Origin of the sequence: Bradyrhizobium murdochi, from assembly GCF_000472965.1 — a bacterium.
GTDB classification, from domain to species: domain Bacteria; phylum Pseudomonadota; class Alphaproteobacteria; order Rhizobiales; family Xanthobacteraceae; genus Bradyrhizobium; species Bradyrhizobium murdochi.
In genome coordinates this window covers 88,865-104,461 of the sequence record NZ_AXAU01000004.1, presented here as the reverse complement: position 1 = coordinate 104,461, position 15,597 = coordinate 88,865, and the positions used below count along the sequence as shown (strand labels likewise).

The window sequence follows — 15,597 nt, the reverse complement described above, 5'->3', positions numbered from 1 at the left end:
CGCGCGCCCCTTCCGCGGGCCGCGGCGTATGGGCCCCTGCGTTCGCAGGGGCGACGGATAAAGGCGGCAAGTATTCAAACGATCAGATCGCTGAGATCGCGCCACTCCAGATTCTCGCGCTCGATCAATTCGATCTTCCAGTCGCGCTTCCAGCGCTTGAGCTGTTTCTCCCGCGCAATCGCTTCATCCGCCCGCTCGAAAACTTCTACATAAACGAGCCGGTAAACTCCGTAGGTTTTGACGAATGACGAGCCCTCGCCGTTGCGGTGCTGCTCCATCCGCTTCGCCAGCGAGTTGGTCACCCCGATATAGAGCGTCCCATGACGCCGGCTCGCGAGAATGTAAACGTAATACATGCGCAAACCATACGGCTGTCGTCCCTGCGAACGCAGGGACCCATAACCACTACCATACATTGTTGAAGCAAAGCCGTCTCCCGCGCGCCCCTTCCGCGGGCCGCGGCGTATGGGTCCCTGCGTTCGCAGGGACGACGGCGCGTTTGTGGCCGCGCGCATCCCAGTCATGACGCCGCTCCGGTTGACCTGACGCATCCCGCCCGGCACGGTGCAGCAGCATCCCGCCGGTATCCTCCATGCTCTCCGTCGCCACGCTCTGGATTCCCTTCACCATCATCGCTGCGCTGGGCCAAGTCGCGCGCAACGCGATGCAGCGGTCGTTGACGGGACCGCTCGGGACCTGGGGCGCGACCAATATCCGCTTCCTGTTCGGCTTTCCGTTCTCACTGGTCTTTTTCGCGATCGTGATCGCTGCAACTGGCGATCCCGTGCCGTGGCCGACGGCTATATTCTGGCCGTGGTTGCTGCTCGGCGCGCTCAGCCAGATCGTCGCCACCGGCCTGATGCTGCTCGCGATGAACGATCGCTCTTTTGTCGTGACGACGGCCTACCTCAAGACCGAGGCGATCCAGACCGCGATCTTCGGCTTCATCTTCCTCGGTGATCATCTGACGCTGCTGAAAGTGGTCGCGATCGTGATCGCGACCATCGGCGTGGTCATCACCGCGCTGCGGCCGGGCGGCGAAAAGGGCTTTGCGGAGTTGAAGCCGACCATCATCGGCTTGGTTGCAGCGGGCTGCTTTGCGTTGTCAGCCGTCGGTTTTCGCGGCGCCGTGATTGTGGTGCCCGGCGTCTCCTTCGTCACTGCAGCGTCTTATACACTGGTGTTCAGCCTATTCGTGCAGACGCTGGTGTTGACGGTCTATCTGCTCGCCCGCGCGCCTGATGTGCTCAAGGCGATCCTCGGACTGTGGCGGCCCTCGATGCTCGCGGGCTTCATGGGCGCATTCGCCTCGCAATTCTGGTTTCTGGCACTTGCGCTGACGGCGGCGGCCAATGTGCGCACGCTGGCACTGGTCGAGGTGCTGTTCGCGCAGGCCGTGTCGTATTACTCGTTCAAGCAGCCGATGTCGGCGCGCGAACTGTCCGGCATTGTGCTGATCGTGGTGGGCGTGGCGCTATTGGTGGCGGCGTAGTCAGAAGCCGTAGGGTGGGCAAAGGCGCGATAGCGCCGTGCCCACCATTCTAGCCACAGATATTTGCCGGGACATGGTGGGCACGCTGTCGCTTTGCCCACCCTACAACTGAGAATCTCGAGATTCTGGGTTCACGCTTCGCGTGCCCCGGAATGACGCTCCGCGTCAATTCCTATCTTCCGGCAGTACCGGCAGCGGGGAGACCTCGACGCCTTCGTCGATCAGCGCGCGCGCCTCATCCGGGGTGGCTTCGCCGTAGATCGGGCGGTGCTCGATATCGCCGTAATGCATCTTGCGCGCTTCGTTGGGGAAGCGCTCGCCGACATTGTCGGCATTCTTGACGATGTGATCGCGCAATTCCTTCAGCTTGGCGCGTAGCTCGCGCTCCTGCGCCATCAACAGCGGCGTCGATTCCGATCCGGTCGTTTCCGCAGGCGCGGCCGGCGCGGGCGCGGCTTGCTCGCGGCCCTTCTTGCTGACGATCTGCGGAGCCATGATGGCGCGCTCGACTTTGACCGAGCCGCAATTCGGGCAGCTCACCAGCCTGCGTTTTTCCTGGGTCTCGTAAGCCGCGGAGCTTTGAAACCAGCTTTCGAAAGCATGGCCCTTCTCGCAGCGAAGGTTGTAGCGGATCATGCCGAGCCTCGGACGAGGTGCAGATGCTCGGGGCCGGCCTTGGGATCGGCAATGCCGAAGCGTCTGCCATGTTGTAGCGACGGCACGGCTCTCCGAGCCGTCTCGACCCTGGATGTGTCGATGTTGGCGAGGAATACGCCGGGCTCGACGCCGCCCTCCGCGAGGATTTCGCCCCAGGGGCCGATGATCAGTGAATGCCCGTAGGTCTCGCGCTTGTTCTCATGCATGCCGCATTGCGCCGCGGCGAACACGAAGCAGCCGGTCTCGATCGCGCGGGCGCGCAATAGCGCGTGCCAATGTGCCTCGCCGGTTTTCCTGGTGAAGGCCGAGGGTACGGTGAGGAACGACGCGCCGGCCTCGGCCAGCGCGCGATAGAGCGCCGGAAACCGCACGTCGTAGCAGATCGTCAGCCCGATCCGCCCCCACGGCAGGTCCGAGATGACGGCCGTCTCGCCCGGCTGGTAGTTGGCCGATTCGCGATAGCTCTCGCCGCCGGGCAGGTCGATATCGAACATATGGATCTTGTCGTAGCTGGCGAGCAAATTGCCGTCGGGCCCGATCAGGAACGAGCGGTTGACGGCGCGCTCGGGCGAGAAGCGCAGCGCCAGCGAGCCGATATGAAGATGAATCTTCAGCTCCGCGGCCAGCGCGCGATAGGCCTTCAGCGAGAGGTCGTCTGCTTCCGATGCAAGATGCTCGAACAGCGCCTTGCGGTTCAATTGCATCATGTTGCTCACCTCGGGCGTGAGCACATAGTCGGCGCCTTGCGCTGCGGCCTCGCGGATCAGCTTGATGCCCTGTTCGAGGCTCGGTTCGGGCAGCAGCCCGGTGCGCATCTGCACCATGGCAGCGGTGAAGGTGGAACCAGCGCTCATGAGGGGGCCTTTTCTCCCGCCAGCAAAGCGTCGAGCCTGCCCGCGCGGTCCAGTGCATAAAGCTCGTCACAGCCGCCGACATGTGTTGTGCCGATGAAGATCTGAGGGAAGGTCGAGCCGCCGCCTGCGCGGTCGTACATCTGCTCACGATAGGCGGGGTCGGTGGCCACGTTCAGTTCCGTGAACGCGGCGTTCTTGCGCGTCAGCAGCGATTTGGCGGCGGTGCAGTAGCCGCAGCCCGGGCGGGTATAGATTTCAATGGCGGTCATGTCGCGCTCTGATTGGCAAGTCTTTTTTGGCAAGTCTTTGAATTATATGGGAGCCCGGTGGCTGTCCACAACCCGCGCGAATACCAGCACGTCGACCTGCGCGGCCTTGGCGCGCAGCAGCGCCCGGGCGCAAGCGTCGGTCGTGGCGCCTGACGTCAGCACGTCGTCGGTCAGGATGACGCGGCGGCCCTGGATGTCGGCGACGCGGTCGGCGGCGACCTTGAAGGCGCCCTGCACATTGCTGGCGCGCTGTGGTCGGGACAGCCCGATCTGCTGCTCAGTCGCGCGAATGCGGCGAAGCGCCTCAGAGGCCAGTTTGACGCCGGTTTGGCGCGAAATCACCCGCGCCAGCGCGCCGGACTGGTTGTAGCGGCGGCTCCAGCCGCGTCGCCAGTGCAGGGGAACTGGCACCAGCACGTCGGCTTCATCAAGCAATTCCTTGCCCGCACGGGCCATCCAGCGGCCCATCGCGGGCGCCAGATCGGTGCGATCCTGGTACTTCAGCGAATGAACCAGGGTTCGCGCGACGTCGTCATAGCGCACGGCGGCGCGGGCGCGCTGGTAGGCCGGCGGATTGGCGATCGCCTCCATCGACAGCAATTCGGAGCCGGGATCATAAACGAAGGGGATGCCGAGCCGCGGACAGAACGGCGGTGCGATGAACGACAGTTTCGCCCAGCATGCCGCGCAAACGCCCTCGCCATCGACCGGCTCGCGGCAGGAAACGCACTGCGTCGGCAGTGCGATGTCGAGCGCGAGCCGCGGCAGATGCGCGAATGCGTCGCGGCAGGCGCTCAACGCGCCGCGAAGCTGGCTGGAGATGGAGCGTGGTGGTGATGCCTCGGCGTCCATGGCGTGAGGCTAGCGCCGTGCCGTGCGTGGCTCAAGCACCGCATTGCCAGAGAGAGGCAGCCAGCGTACCAACCGGCATGGCTTCGAACCCGGCCAGCGCGCCCATCCTGTTCGACCGTGCGCTCCTGCGCGCGCGGCTAGACCGCGCGCGGCGCGGCGGGCCGGCAACATTCCTGCTCGATCGTATCAGGGAAGATTTCGAAGAGCGGCTGCAGGCCGTGACGCGAAGTTTTGCCGATGCGGCCGACATCTGGACGCCCGGCGAACTCCTGCGAAAGCCACTGGCCGATCGCTTTTCATCCATCACCCGCATCGATGTCGATCAATCAGAAACCCTGCGCTTGCCGCCGCAATCCCTCGATCTCGCCGTTTCCGCTCTGGCGTTTCAATTCGTCAACGATCTGCCCGGCGTGCTGGCGCAGATCCGCCGCGCGTTGAAGCCGGATGGGCTGTTGCTGGCGGCGATGATCGGGGGCGATACGTTGACCGAACTCCGGCAGAGCTTTGCCGCGGCGGAAGCCGAATGCGAGGGCGGGGTATCGCCGCGCGTCGCGCCGTTTGCTGATTTGCGGGATATCGGCAGCCTGCTGCAGCGCGCAGGGCTCGCGCTGCCGGTCACCGACGTCGACCGCGTCGTGGTGCGCTATGATAGCGCGTTCGCGCTGATGGCCGATCTCAGGCGGATGGGCGCGACCAATTTTTTGATCGAACGGCGACGGACGCCGACCCGGCGCGCCACCATGCTGCGGATGGCGCAGATCTACGGCGAACGTTTTGCGGATGCGGACGGCCGTATCCGCGCGACCTTCGATATTGTCTGGCTTTCCGGCTGGGCGCCGCATGAGAGCCAGCAGAAGCCGCTGCGGCCGGGATCGGCGAAGGCAAGCCTGGAGGCGGCGGTGAAGAAAACTACTCCCAAATAGACAACTTAAAGCGGGATGAGATTAGGCCGTGTACCCAACCCGTCGGCGTCACGCGACGAAGGCTGTGTCCGCTTTGCCCAGTTTGCGACCAGGCTCGCGCGGCGCAATATGTCGCGAAGGGCCAGGAGCGGAAACGTCAGCGCAAACCACCTTCACGTTCCAACCACCACACCAGCAATTCCCCGGAACGCAGGATGTGATGCGTCATAGCCTTGCGTGCTTCCACCGGATCATGCCGGGCAATCGCGGCAAGGATGGCCTCGTGCTGTGCAACGTTCTCGCGCATGCGCCGTCCATCCATGGTCAGGGCCGAAAGCATGAGGTTTCGCGTGAAGCCTTGATGCAGGTCACGGATCATCTGCTTCAGCCGCTGGTTTCCGCTGGCCTCGATGACCACGTTGTGGAAATCGTCGTTCGATTCGACCCAGCTGGGGACGTCCTTGAGACGCGTTTTGGGGTTCGACCGGCGAGCCGCGATCAGCTTGTCCACGACAACCGAGAATTTCTTCTGGGCGCCGCGCATGCGCGCGATCTGCTCGTCAGTGATCCACTCCGCCGCGAGCGATATCGCTAGCCCTTCGAGTTCGGCCCGCACCTGATAGGCGTCCCGTATGTCGCGGGCGTCGTGCGCGCGCACGATCGCCCCCTGGTTGGGCCGGTGCTCGATCACGCCCTTGGCCTCGAGTTGCCGCAAGGCTTCGCGGATGGGCGTGCGGCTCACCGCAAACTCCTCCGCAAGGGCTTCCTGACGCAGCGGGCTTCCTGGCGGATACTCGCCGGCGAAAATCTTTTCCGAAATGCGCTCGGCAAGGCTGCCGACGAGCTTGTCCGCTGTTCTGGCCACGACCATCGCTCCGTGTGCAATGACGGGCATTATCGGCCGAATTCGGCGGTATTCAAGCAGCCGCGTATTTAATACAAATCATGCTTGATTGTATCCAATATTGGGGCTAGGCTGGTCCGGCTTGATAGCCATCGCACGGAGGGCCCATGTTCAGACAGTCCTTGCTCCTCGGTTTGGTTACAGCGCTTCTGCTCGGTGCACCTGGCAACGCCCAGCAGCCACAGCCTTCCCCGGTTCAGCCTTCTCCGGTCAAACGCACGCCGCTGGGCAAGGTCGATGTACCGGGATCCAATTATGAGGTCGTGTTCGGCATTACCGAGCTGGCCGGCGGCTTCAAGACGGGGCGTCATTCGCACCCCGGCCTCGTGATGGCCTACGTGGCGGAGGGCGAGTTCTGGTATCTCGTCGATGGTGAGGCGGAGCGAATCTACAAGGTCGGGGAGGCTTTCCAGTTGCCTCATAGTGCCGTTCACAATGAAGGCGCGGCCGGAAGCAGCCCCGTCAAGGTGATGGCGGTTTTCGTGGTCGAGAAAGGCAAGCCGTTGGTGCAGCCCGCGCAACCGACCCAGTAGGGCAGCGCGTATACCTCGCGATCGCGGGTACACGCCGGGATTTGTGAGGCCGGAGCAACATCATGACCAGAGGCTCGGCAGCTCTTGGGTCAGCGGTCTTTTTTCTGATTGCCCCCACGACACTCGCGGGTGTCGTGCCGTGGGGGATTTCACAATGGCGTCAGCAAGCGCCGTTCTTCGATCTCCAGCCTGTCCGATGGTTCGGCGTGGTTCTGATCCTGCTCGGCATTCCGGTGCTGGTCGAAACCTTCATACGATTTGCGCTGCAGGGCGTCGGCACGCCGGCGCCGGTCGCACCACCGCAACATTTGGTGATCGCCGGCCCCAATCGTTATGTCCGCAATCCGATCTACCTTGCCCTGGTGGCGATTGTCCTTGGCCAGGGACTGCTCCTTGGAAACGCAGGGCTTCTGGTCTACGGCGCGCTGCTGTGGATCGGCTTCCACATGTTCGTTCTGGCCTATGAGGAGCCAACGCTGCGTGAGACATTTGGAACGGAATACGACACCTATTGCGCCAACGTGTCGCGCTGGTTGCCACGCTTCCCCGGCTCTACGCCGGCGTAGTCCTGATCGATATCTGGCATTCCGGGATTTCGAGCCGGGCTCATGTCTCTTGTGGGTCATTTTCGACAGATTCGCCGGCGCGTGTGGACCAGTCGATGTCGGCTTTACCCCGAAAGCGCCGAATCCGAGTCAGGACCAGGCGCGTTGCGTTTGGCCGGACGCCTGTGATCTAAACTCCGAAATGGGGGGCTCTGATCATGGGCTATGAACTCGCCGAGTGTGAATGGGTTGCCATAGCGATGCCTGCCCAACAAGCCGCGTGGGCAATCTGCTTCAGCCCCTTATCTCTACCGCGCTCCTAACAGAGTCGAACGGTTCTTCGATCGGACCAAGCGATGTCATCGGGTCGTGACACGCCACGACAAGCTCGCCGCCAATTACCTTGCCTTCGTCCAGCTTGCATCCATTCGGCTGTGGTTTGCTGCGCGTTATGAGTCCACACCCTAGTTTGGGCCGTGACGACGGACCATTTCTCTTCTCGTGCCCCGGACGCAAGCCGCACGGGTGCTGCGAGCCGGCCCCACTCTACTTTGCATGGGGTTGTTTTCGCGATTTTGTGTCTGGGCTCTGCGTGCCGCCGCAGAGGCGCTGCGCTGGAAGATTCTTTGAAGTTGATAGATGCCCAAGTCCGGGCATGACGGCCGAGTACGCAGACGCTTACATCAACAAATCGATCAGATGCGGGATCAGCGGAATGTCTGCGGGCGGCATCGGGTAATCGCGCAGCTTGTTGGCGCGGACCCAAGCCAGTTGCTGGCCTTCGCGCGCCATCACCATGCCTTCCCAGCGGCGGCAGATGTAGAGCGGCATCAGCAGATGAAAGCTTTCATAGGCGTGGCTCGCGAACGTCAGCGGCGCCAGACATGGCTCGCTGACGTCGATCCCGATCTCCTCATGCAGTTCGCGGATCAGGGTCTGCTCCGGCCGTTCGCCGGGCTCGACCTTGCCGCCGGGAAACTCCCACAAGCCTGCGAGCGGCTTTCCTTCCGGGCGCTGCGTGATCAGCACGCGCTTGTCGGTATCGACGAGGGCGCAGGCGACCACGAGAGTGAGCTTGATATCAGCCATGCGCCGCTGTCTCGCTCATGAACGATAATCGCCGTTGATCGCGACGTACTCCTTGGTGAGGTCGCAGGTCAGCACACGGTCGCGGCCCTTGCCGAGGCCAAGCGCAACCTTGATCTGGATCTTCGGGTTCTTCATCACCTCGGAAACCTCCGCCTCGTTGTAGGACGGATCGCGTGCGCCGCTCTTGGCGACGCGAATGCCGTTGAACGAGATCGAAAGCTTGTCGCGGTTGGCGGGCTCGCCGGCCTTGCCGACCGCCATCACCACGCGGCCCCAATTGGCATCCTCGCCGGCGATCGCCGTCTTCACCAGCGGCGAATTCGCGATTGACATGGCGATCTTGCGCGCGGAGTTCTTGGTGGTCGCGCCTTCGACGATAACCTCGACCAGCTTGCGCGCGCCTTCACCGTCGCGGGCCACCTGCTCGGCAAGGTCGGCCAGCACACCCTGGAAGGCCTTGGCAAACGCCTTCAGGCGCGCATCGCTGGCGCGGCTGATCTTGGGCGCGCCATCGTCGGCGGCCACGCCGGTAGCGAACGCCAGCAGCGTATCCGAGGTCGAGGTGTCGCTGTCGATGGTGATGGCGTTGAAAGTGTCCTCGACGCCGCTCTTGAGCAGTGACTGCAGCACGGCGGACGACAGCGGCGCATCGGTAAACACGAAAGACAGCATGGTCGCCATATCGGGTGCGATCATGCCGGCGCCCTTGGCCATGCCGTTGATCGTGACCTTGGCCTTGCCGAGCTTCACCGTGGCGGTTGCGACCTTCGGAAAGGTATCGGTTGTCATGATGGCCTTCGCCGCGTCGATCCAGTGGTCGGGCGTGGCGGCATCCGCCAGCGTCGCCAGCACGCCGTCGAACTTGGTGGCGTCGAGCGGCTCGCCGATCACGCCGGTGGAGGCGAGGAACACATCGGAAGTCGCGCAGCCGACCGCCTTCGCCGCGGTTTGCGCGGTCAGCGCCGTCGACTGCTTACCGGTCTTGCCGGTGAACGCGTTCGCGTTGCCGGAATTGACCACCAGCGCACGGGCTTGCCCGCGGCCGAGCTTGGCGCGGCACCATTCCACCGGCGCGGACGGGCATTTCGATTTGGTGAACACGCCGGCAACCGTAGTGCCTTTGTCCATGACGGCGAGCAGCACGTCAGTGCGCCCCTTGTAGCGGATGCCGGCGGCGGCGGTGGCGAGCTTCACTCCCGCAACAGTCGGCATATCGGGCACGTCGGTCGGGGCGAGGGGGGAAACTGAAGTGGACATGCGAGCACCTTCTTCGACCAGATCAAGCGTAGCCGGACCTGCTCCGGCATTCACGTCTTCGAGGCCTATAACAGGTCCCCAGACATGGAACGGCCGGGCGCTTCGGCCCGGCCATGACGATGGTAGATACTATCGGTCTCGAAGAAGTGACAGCGATTTTTTTTACTTCTTCGTCGGCGCCATCTTGGAATCGCCGGGCTTTGCGGCATCCGGCTTGGTGGCCTCGGCCGGCTTATCCATGCGCTCGACCTTGGCGGCTTCGCGCAGCTTGGCGACGTATTCGGCCTGCGCCTTGCGCGTCACATAGGTTTCGATCTGGGCCTTGACCTGCTCGAACTCGGGCGCCTTGCGGGCGCGCTTTTCCTCGACCTTGATGAGGTGCCAGCCGAATTGCGACTTGACGGGGTCGGAGATCTTGCCGGGTTCGAGCGTGAAGGCGACGGCGGAGAATTCCGGCACCATCTGTTCCTTGGTAAAGAAGCCGAGATCGCCGCCATCGGAGGCGCCGGGGTCCTTGGACTTCTTCTTCGCCAGTTCGGCGAAGTCGCCGCCCTTCTTCAGCTCTTCCGCGATCGCCTTGGCCTCGTCCTCGGTCTCGACCAGAATGTGCCGGGCGTGGACTTCCATTTCCCCGGTGATCTGCTTGGCGGCCTCCTCATAGACCTTCTTCATGGCATCTTCGGTGGTCGCCGCCTTGCCCTCGGTGGCGAGCAGGCTGTCCATCAGCAGGCGGCTGCGCGTGAACGCCAGGCGCTTCTTGAAGTCTTCGGAATTCTCGACCTTCTTTTCCTCGGCGGCTTTGGCCACGATCTTGAGGTCGATCAGGAAGGCCAGCACGTTGTCCTTCTTGGTCGCCGGGTCCATTTGCGCGAGGCTGGGGCCGAGTTCCTCTTCCGCGAGCGCGACGTCGCTCTGGCGGATCTCCGCACCGTTAACCTTGGCGAGAACGGGGTTGTCCTGGGCGCGAACCGGCAGGCCGGCGGCAAGAACCGCAGCCAGACAGGCCATTGCGGCCAAAGAACCCCGTGAGCAGGCCGTGTCGAAGCGCAGGCCGGTTTTCGTTTCCGGGAACGAGGTGGTCATGGAAAATCCTTGTCTTGAAGAGGGGCGCCAAAGGCGGCGGGACACTCGCCCAATCATGCGGCCTTGGCAACGCGAAAAGTCTGTCAAAATGATGAATTCCTTGACATATGGACCCACGTTGACAAGGCCCGAACCCGGCCATATCTGTGCCGGATCGTACAGCGGCGATAGCGCTTATTTTGCTGCGTTTTTTGCCGTTGAACCTTGGATTGCTTAATTCCCACTCATTAGGCGGATGACGCCCCGGAACGGGGTATTTGCCGCCGTGCGTCACGGTGAGTTGATAGGCAATTTGGTGGTCCATCACGGCTTGCAACGCAAGTAACGGCAAAGGCAGGAATTGGCATGATCGGCGCGCTCGCCCGCAAGTTTTTCGGCTCCGCCAACGACCGGCGGGTGAAGGGATACCAATCCCGCGTCAACGCCATCAACGCGCTTGAGCCCGAGCTCGAGAAACTCTCCGATGAGGCGCTGAAAGCCCGCACCGCCGAATTCCGCCAGCAGCTCGCCGACGGCAAGACGCTCGACGACATTCTGGTTCCAGCCTTCGCCACCGTCCGCGAGGCCGCCAAGCGCACCCTCGGCCAGCGGCATTTCGACGTCCAGTTGATCGGCGGCATTGTGCTGCACGAGGGCGACATCGCCGAGATGAAGACCGGCGAAGGCAAGACGCTGGTGGCCACGCTCGCGGTCTATCTCAACGCACTGGCCGGCCGGGGCGTCCACGTCGTCACCGTCAACGACTATCTCGCCCGCCGCGATAGCGAATGGATGGGCCAGATCTACAATTTCCTCGGCCTGACCGTCGGCGTCATTGTCCACGGTCTCGATGATGGCGAGCGCAAGGAAGCCTATTCGCGCGACATCACCTATGGCACCAACAACGAATACGGTTTCGATTATCTGCGCGACAACATGAAGTACCGGCTGGACGACATGGTCCAGCGCGGCCATTTCTACGCCATTGTCGACGAAGTCGACTCGATCCTGATCGACGAGGCGCGCACGCCGCTGATTATCTCCGGCCCGCTCGACGACCGCTCGGATTTCTACAACACCATCGATACCTTCTTCCCGAAGCTCGACAAGACCGATTTCGAGGTCGACGAGAAGCAACGCACGGTGACGCTGACTGAAGCCGGCATGGAGAAGATCGAGACGCTGCTGCGCGACGCCGGCCAGCTCAAGGGCGAGTCGCTCTACGACGTCGAGAACGTCTCGGTCGTGCACCACATCAACCAGGCGCTGCGGGCGCATTCGCTGTTCACCCGCGACAAGGACTACATCGTCCGCGACGGCGAAGTCATTATCATCGACGAGTTCACCGGCCGCATGATGCCGGGACGGCGCTATTCGGAAGGCCTACACCAGGCGCTGGAAGCCAAGGAACACGTTCAGGTCCAGCCGGAAAACCAGACGCTGGCCTCGATCACCTTCCAGAACTATTTCCGGATGTACGAAAAGCTGGCGGGCATGACCGGTACGGCCGCGACCGAAGCCGACGAATTGTTCGACATCTACAAGCTCGAAGTCGTGGAAATCCCGACCAACCTGCCGGTGGCGCGTCTCGACGAGGACGACGAGGTCTACCGCACCCAGACCGAGAAATACGCCGCCATCCTGGCCGAGATCGAGCGCGCCAATGCGCGGCTGCAGCCGGTGCTGGTCGGCACCGCCTCGATCGAAAAATCGGAGGTGCTGGCCGACTATCTGAAGAAGCACGGCTACAAGCAGATCGATTTCGGCAACGACGCTGCGCTGGAGAAGCTCTATGCCGCGGCGCGCGCCGGCAAGCCGGCAAAGCTGTTTGCGGTGCTGAACGCGCGCTTCCACGAGCAGGAAGCCTATATCGTCGCCGAGGCCGGCGTGCCCGGCGCGATCACGATCGCGACCAACATGGCCGGCCGCGGTACCGACATCAAGCTCGGCGGCTCGCTCGAGATGCGGATCCTTCAGGAGACCGCTGACATCACCGACGAGGCCGAGAAGGCCAAGAAGATCGAACAGATCAAGGCCGACATCGAGCGCTTCCGCGAGATCGTGCTGAAGGCCGAGGAAGTGGTGGAGCTCGAACCTGCCAAGGGCTCAAAGGCGGCCAAGACCGTGACCAGGCCCGGCGGGCTCTACATCATTGGCTCGGAGCGCCATGAGTCCCGGCGCATCGACAACCAGCTCCGCGGCCGCTCCGGCCGTCAGGGCGACCCCGGGCGGTCGAAATTCTTCCTGTCGCTGGAAGACGACCTGATGCGGATCTTCGGCTCCGACCGGCTCGACACCATGCTGCAGCGGCTTGGCCTGAAGGAAGGCGAGGCCATCATCCATCCGTGGATCAACAAGGCGCTGGAGAAGGCGCAGCAGAAGGTCGAGGCGCGCAACTTCGATATCCGCAAGAACCTGCTCAAGTTCGACAACGTCCAGAACGATCAGCGCAAGGTGATCTTCGACCAGCGCGTCGAACTGATGAGGAGCGACAGCGTGGCCGAAATGGTCACGGATATGCGTCACGACTTCATCGACGACATCGTCACCAAGCACGTGCCCGAGCATGCCTATGCCGAGCAGTGGGATGTCGCCGGCCTCAAGGATGAATTGAAGCGCGTGCTCGACATCGACCTGCCGGTCGACGAATGGGCCAAGGAAGAAGGCATTGCGGACGAGGAACTGCTGACGCGGATCGAGCAGCGCGTCGACGAGCACATGGCGGCCAAGGTCGCGCAATGGGGTCCCGACGTGATGCGCTACGTCGAGAAAACCATCCTCTTGCAGACGCTTGACCACCTCTGGCGCGAGCACCTGATCATGCTCGATCATCTGCGTCAGGTGATCGGTCTGCGCGGCTATGGCCAGCGCGATCCCTTGCAGGAATACAAATCGGAAGCCTTCGGCCTGTATGAGGCAATGACCGCGCATCTGCGCGAGGCGGTGACGGCGCAATTGATGCGCGTCGAGATCGTGCCGCCGGAAGAGCAGCAGCCGGTGCTGCCGGCGATGGAAGCGCACAAGTTCGATCCCAATACCGGCGAAGACGAGATGGCCTTTGCCCACGCCTCGCTGGTGCCCCAGGCTCCGGCCGCCGATCGCGATCCGAAAAACCCCGCAAGCTGGGGCAAGGTCGGCCGCAACGAGGATTGTCCCTGCGGAAGCGGCAAGAAGTACAAGCACTGCCACGGCAAGTACGCCTGACATCGCGCACACCCGCGGCGAATGTCCGCGCGTGTGAGCCTTTGTCGCCGCAACGTCCAATATCTTTCCGGCAAGAGTCAGGTCCCGCGTGCCGCAGAACCTGCCGACAGGGGCGCGGTGTCGGTCGCGCTTCGCTTGCTCAGTTCGAACTGTCGATCAAGCTTTCCAGGAGCCGTTTCAGCTCGTTGGTCGATTTGTCGCCATAGCTCTCGACGATGTGCTCTTCCTGGCTCACCGCCAGCGAGTTCAGCCGCTTGCTCAGTGCCTTGCCCCGGTCGGACACGAACATCAGGACCTTGCGGCGGTCCTTGGGGTCCTGAACGCGGTAGACCAGCGCGTCCGACACCATGCGGTCAACCATCTTGGTCAGTGTGGGATGGTTGAGAAGCACCGCGTCCGCAAGCTCGCCCATCGAATGGCCGTTGCCGTCGGACAGAACTTTAAGGATGCGCCATTGCTCGACAGGCACGCCTTCCTTGCTCAAGCGCATTTCCAACTGCCGGTTGATCTCCCGGTTGGCTTGCGCGAGCAAATAAGCGAGGTGTTCTGTGATGGGGGAATTGTCTTTGGGCGGTTTGGCCACGGCTGAAACTTCGTCTTGATCCGAATGTGAGTGAATGTCCGGCAGCGAGTGCTGTTTCTATATGCACTTCAATTGTTGAATATTCAATATTTTCCAATAAGGTATTTCTCCAACCAAGAAGGGCGGATGCCGCGGCCGCCCCGGGATGTGTTTTGGTCTGGTGCCAGACAGGAGTTGGCGTGCGTTCGACGGTAAACTTCCCGGCTTCCGGCGGCCCTACGTTTCCGCCGCAGTTGCTGTTTCGAAACCTGTCGGCGGCGGCGGATGATCGCGCCTTGTCGCCGGACGATCATGCCTTCTTCAGGCGGCGCGGCGCCGGGAGCAGGCTTCGGATCGGGGGCTTCATATGCTGCACCGGCTCTCCCGGGGTCTGGGGCCCATCCGCCACGAGCAGTGCGCAGCTTGCGGTCGCGGAGATCAACAAGCGCGGCGGTATCCTTGGACGCGAGATCGAGCTTTCGATCTATGATGCAGGCGGGCCGCTCGACGACGTCCTGCGTCGCGCCGAGCAGGCAATCGGGTTCGACGAAGTCGATCTCATCGTTGGCTTGCACACCAGTGCGGTCCGCGTGGCTCTGCGCAAGATTACACGTGGCCGCGTGCCCTATGTCTACACCCCCGTTTACGAAGGCGGCGAACAGACGCCAGGCGTGATGGCGATCGGCGAGACGCCGCGCTGGCAGATCCGACCGTCGATCCATTGGCTCAGCGAGGTCAAGAAGGCCGCGCGCTGGTATCTGATAGGCAGCGACTATGTCTGGCCCTGGCAGTCGCATCGCGCGGTGAAGCGGTACATCAAGGAAGCCGGCGGCCACGTTGTCGGCGAGGAGTTCGTCCCGCTCGGTGAGGACAATCACGAACCGCACCTGGCGCGCATCCGCGCCGCGCGGCCCGACGTTGTGCTGATCTCCCTGATCGGAACCGACAGCATCACCTTCAATCGCGCCTTCGGCGAAGCCGGGTTCGCCGCCACCATGCTGCGGTTCGCCGGAGCGATGGACGAAACCGTGTTGCTCGGCATCGGCGCCGACAACAGCGAGAACCTGTTCTGCGCGTCCGGCTACTTCCCCTGTGTCGGCTCGCGCGCCAATGACGAATTCATGGGCGGCTATCGCGCGATGTTCGGTCCAAATGCCCCGCCGATCGGCTCTCTCGGTCAATCCAACTATGAAGGGTTGCGCTTTCTTGAAGCCGCGGCCAACCAGGCCGGCACGCTGGCGATGGGGCCCTTGTTCGCGGCCGGGCGCAATGTCGTTTATAGCGGCGCGCGCGGACCGGTGATCGTCCGTGATGGTCGTGTTCGGATGCAGATGTATCTCGCCGAGGCCGATGGCCTCGACTTCAAGGTGATCAAGGCAATCTAGCAACGACGGAACAATCTTCTTCAGTCGAAA

The 15,597-nt window shown here is 62.8% G+C and carries 16 protein-coding genes and 1 pseudogene; 7 read left to right on the top strand and 10 right to left on the bottom strand.

Annotation, left to right across the window (positions count from 1 at the left end; translation table 11 throughout):
* Nucleotides 1-74: 74 nt before the first annotated feature.
* Nucleotides 75-356, bottom strand: a complete 282-nt coding sequence (locus YUO_RS0113145) for a GIY-YIG nuclease family protein (RefSeq protein ID WP_028347680.1) — start codon at nt 354-356, stop codon at nt 75-77.
* A 236-nt stretch (nt 357-592) separates the two neighbouring features.
* On the opposite strand from YUO_RS0113145, the gene YUO_RS0113140 reads away from it, so the two are divergent.
* Complete coding sequence (locus YUO_RS0113140) at nt 593-1,492, top strand: DMT family transporter (protein ID WP_028347679.1); 900 nt, start codon at nt 593-595, stop codon at nt 1,490-1,492.
* Between the two features lie 165 nt (nt 1,493-1,657).
* Here the strand turns inward: YUO_RS0113140 and YUO_RS0113135 are convergent, their stop codons facing one another.
* From YUO_RS0113135 to YUO_RS0113120, 4 genes are read right to left on the bottom strand one after another with little or no spacing between them, the layout of a single operon-like run.
* Entirely contained in the window at nt 1,658-2,128 is a 471-nt protein-coding gene (locus tag YUO_RS0113135; RefSeq protein ID WP_028347678.1) for a DUF1178 family protein, read from the bottom strand.
* Complete coding sequence (locus tag YUO_RS0113130) at nt 2,125-3,003, bottom strand: carbon-nitrogen hydrolase family protein (RefSeq protein WP_028347677.1); 879 nt, start codon at nt 3,001-3,003, stop codon at nt 2,125-2,127. Before YUO_RS0113130 ends, YUO_RS0113135 begins: the two co-directional genes overlap by 4 nt.
* The gene (grxC, locus tag YUO_RS0113125; protein WP_028347676.1) at nt 3,000-3,272 is read right to left on the bottom strand and encodes a glutaredoxin 3; all 273 of its coding nucleotides are present in this window, start codon (nt 3,270-3,272) and stop codon (nt 3,000-3,002) included. The genes YUO_RS0113130 and grxC overlap by 4 nt, the downstream gene beginning before the upstream one ends.
* Nucleotides 3,273-3,314: 42 nt before the next feature.
* Entirely contained in the window at nt 3,315-4,124 is an 810-nt protein-coding gene (locus YUO_RS0113120) for a ComF family protein (protein WP_028347675.1), read from the bottom strand.
* Nucleotides 4,125-4,201: 77 nt separating this feature from the next.
* Between YUO_RS0113120 and YUO_RS0113115 the strand changes: the two genes are divergently transcribed.
* On the top strand, nt 4,202-5,047 hold the full coding sequence (locus tag YUO_RS0113115; RefSeq protein WP_028347674.1) for a methyltransferase domain-containing protein: 846 nt from the start codon (nt 4,202-4,204) through the stop codon (nt 5,045-5,047).
* Between the two features lie 136 nt (nt 5,048-5,183).
* On the opposite strand, the gene YUO_RS0113110 is transcribed toward YUO_RS0113115, so the two are convergent.
* On the bottom strand, nt 5,184-5,921 hold the full coding sequence (locus YUO_RS0113110; protein WP_083754578.1) for a GntR family transcriptional regulator: 738 nt from the start codon (nt 5,919-5,921) through the stop codon (nt 5,184-5,186).
* 116 nt (nt 5,922-6,037) lie between these two features.
* Here YUO_RS0113110 and YUO_RS0113105 point away from each other — a divergent pair, with 116 nt between their 5' ends.
* From YUO_RS0113105 to YUO_RS44745, 3 genes and pseudogenes are all read left to right on the top strand, one after another.
* The gene (locus YUO_RS0113105; protein ID WP_028347672.1) at nt 6,038-6,463 is read left to right on the top strand and encodes a cupin domain-containing protein; all 426 of its coding nucleotides are present in this window, start codon (nt 6,038-6,040) and stop codon (nt 6,461-6,463) included.
* Nucleotides 6,464-6,525: 62 nt separating this feature from the next.
* Nucleotides 6,526-7,029, top strand: coding sequence for a methyltransferase family protein (locus YUO_RS0113100; RefSeq protein ID WP_028347671.1), 504 nt, complete (start codon nt 6,526-6,528; stop codon nt 7,027-7,029).
* A gap of 266 nt (nt 7,030-7,295) precedes the next feature.
* A pseudogene (locus YUO_RS44745) lies at nt 7,296-7,476 on the top strand (IS5/IS1182 family transposase); the annotation flags it as partial.
* Nucleotides 7,477-7,686: 210 nt separating this feature from the next.
* Here YUO_RS44745 and mutT read toward each other — a convergent pair.
* The 3 genes from mutT to YUO_RS0113085 form a co-directional block, all read right to left on the bottom strand.
* On the bottom strand, nt 7,687-8,097 hold the full coding sequence (gene mutT, locus YUO_RS0113095) for an 8-oxo-dGTP diphosphatase MutT (RefSeq protein WP_028347670.1): 411 nt from the start codon (nt 8,095-8,097) through the stop codon (nt 7,687-7,689).
* A 15-nt stretch (nt 8,098-8,112) separates the two neighbouring features.
* Nucleotides 8,113-9,354 (bottom strand): bifunctional glutamate N-acetyltransferase/amino-acid acetyltransferase ArgJ, encoded by a 1,242-nt coding sequence (argJ, locus tag YUO_RS0113090; RefSeq protein ID WP_028347669.1) that lies wholly within the window; start codon nt 9,352-9,354, stop codon nt 8,113-8,115.
* A gap of 162 nt (nt 9,355-9,516) precedes the next feature.
* Entirely contained in the window at nt 9,517-10,437 is a 921-nt protein-coding gene (locus tag YUO_RS0113085) for a peptidylprolyl isomerase (RefSeq protein ID WP_028347668.1), read from the bottom strand.
* A 345-nt stretch (nt 10,438-10,782) separates the two neighbouring features.
* Here YUO_RS0113085 and secA point away from each other — a divergent pair, with 345 nt between their 5' ends.
* Nucleotides 10,783-13,620: a preprotein translocase subunit SecA gene (secA, locus tag YUO_RS0113080; RefSeq protein WP_028347667.1), complete on the top strand. Its 2,838-nt coding sequence runs from the start codon at nt 10,783-10,785 to the stop codon at nt 13,618-13,620.
* Nucleotides 13,621-13,759: 139 nt separating this feature from the next.
* Here the strand turns inward: secA and YUO_RS0113075 are convergent, their stop codons facing one another.
* A complete protein-coding gene (locus tag YUO_RS0113075; protein ID WP_028347666.1) occupies nt 13,760-14,203 on the bottom strand; it encodes a MarR family winged helix-turn-helix transcriptional regulator in 444 nt (147 codons plus the stop codon).
* Nucleotides 14,204-14,382: 179 nt separating this feature from the next.
* Between YUO_RS0113075 and YUO_RS0113070 the strand changes: the two genes are divergently transcribed.
* A complete protein-coding gene (locus tag YUO_RS0113070; protein WP_028347665.1) occupies nt 14,383-15,567 on the top strand; it encodes a substrate-binding domain-containing protein in 1,185 nt (394 codons plus the stop codon).
* The last annotated feature ends 30 nt before the right edge of the window (nt 15,568-15,597 follow it).

What these genes read in the sequence shown, in the direction of transcription:
- YUO_RS0113145 (WP_028347680.1), bottom strand. Translation starts at nt 356, where the DNA reads ATGTATTACGTTTACATTCTCGCGAGCCGGCGTCATGGGACGCTCTAT.
- YUO_RS0113140 (WP_028347679.1), top strand. Translation starts at nt 593, where the DNA reads ATGCTCTCCGTCGCCACGCTCTGGATTCCCTTCACCATCATCGCTGCG.
- YUO_RS0113135 (WP_028347678.1), bottom strand. Translation starts at nt 2,128, where the DNA reads ATGATCCGCTACAACCTTCGCTGCGAGAAGGGCCATGCTTTCGAAAGC.
- YUO_RS0113130 (WP_028347677.1), bottom strand. Translation starts at nt 3,003, where the DNA reads ATGAGCGCTGGTTCCACCTTCACCGCTGCCATGGTGCAGATGCGCACC.
- grxC (WP_028347676.1), bottom strand. Translation starts at nt 3,272, where the DNA reads ATGACCGCCATTGAAATCTATACCCGCCCGGGCTGCGGCTACTGCACC.
- YUO_RS0113120 (WP_028347675.1), bottom strand. Translation starts at nt 4,124, where the DNA reads ATGGACGCCGAGGCATCACCACCACGCTCCATCTCCAGCCAGCTTCGC.
- YUO_RS0113115 (WP_028347674.1), top strand. Translation starts at nt 4,202, where the DNA reads ATGGCTTCGAACCCGGCCAGCGCGCCCATCCTGTTCGACCGTGCGCTC.
- YUO_RS0113110 (WP_083754578.1), bottom strand. Translation starts at nt 5,921, where the DNA reads ATGCCCGTCATTGCACACGGAGCGATGGTCGTGGCCAGAACAGCGGAC.
- YUO_RS0113105 (WP_028347672.1), top strand. Translation starts at nt 6,038, where the DNA reads ATGTTCAGACAGTCCTTGCTCCTCGGTTTGGTTACAGCGCTTCTGCTC.
- YUO_RS0113100 (WP_028347671.1), top strand. Translation starts at nt 6,526, where the DNA reads ATGACCAGAGGCTCGGCAGCTCTTGGGTCAGCGGTCTTTTTTCTGATT.
- mutT (WP_028347670.1), bottom strand. Translation starts at nt 8,097, where the DNA reads ATGGCTGATATCAAGCTCACTCTCGTGGTCGCCTGCGCCCTCGTCGAT.
- argJ (WP_028347669.1), bottom strand. Translation starts at nt 9,354, where the DNA reads ATGTCCACTTCAGTTTCCCCCCTCGCCCCGACCGACGTGCCCGATATG.
- YUO_RS0113085 (WP_028347668.1), bottom strand. Translation starts at nt 10,437, where the DNA reads ATGACCACCTCGTTCCCGGAAACGAAAACCGGCCTGCGCTTCGACACG.
- secA (WP_028347667.1), top strand. Translation starts at nt 10,783, where the DNA reads ATGATCGGCGCGCTCGCCCGCAAGTTTTTCGGCTCCGCCAACGACCGG.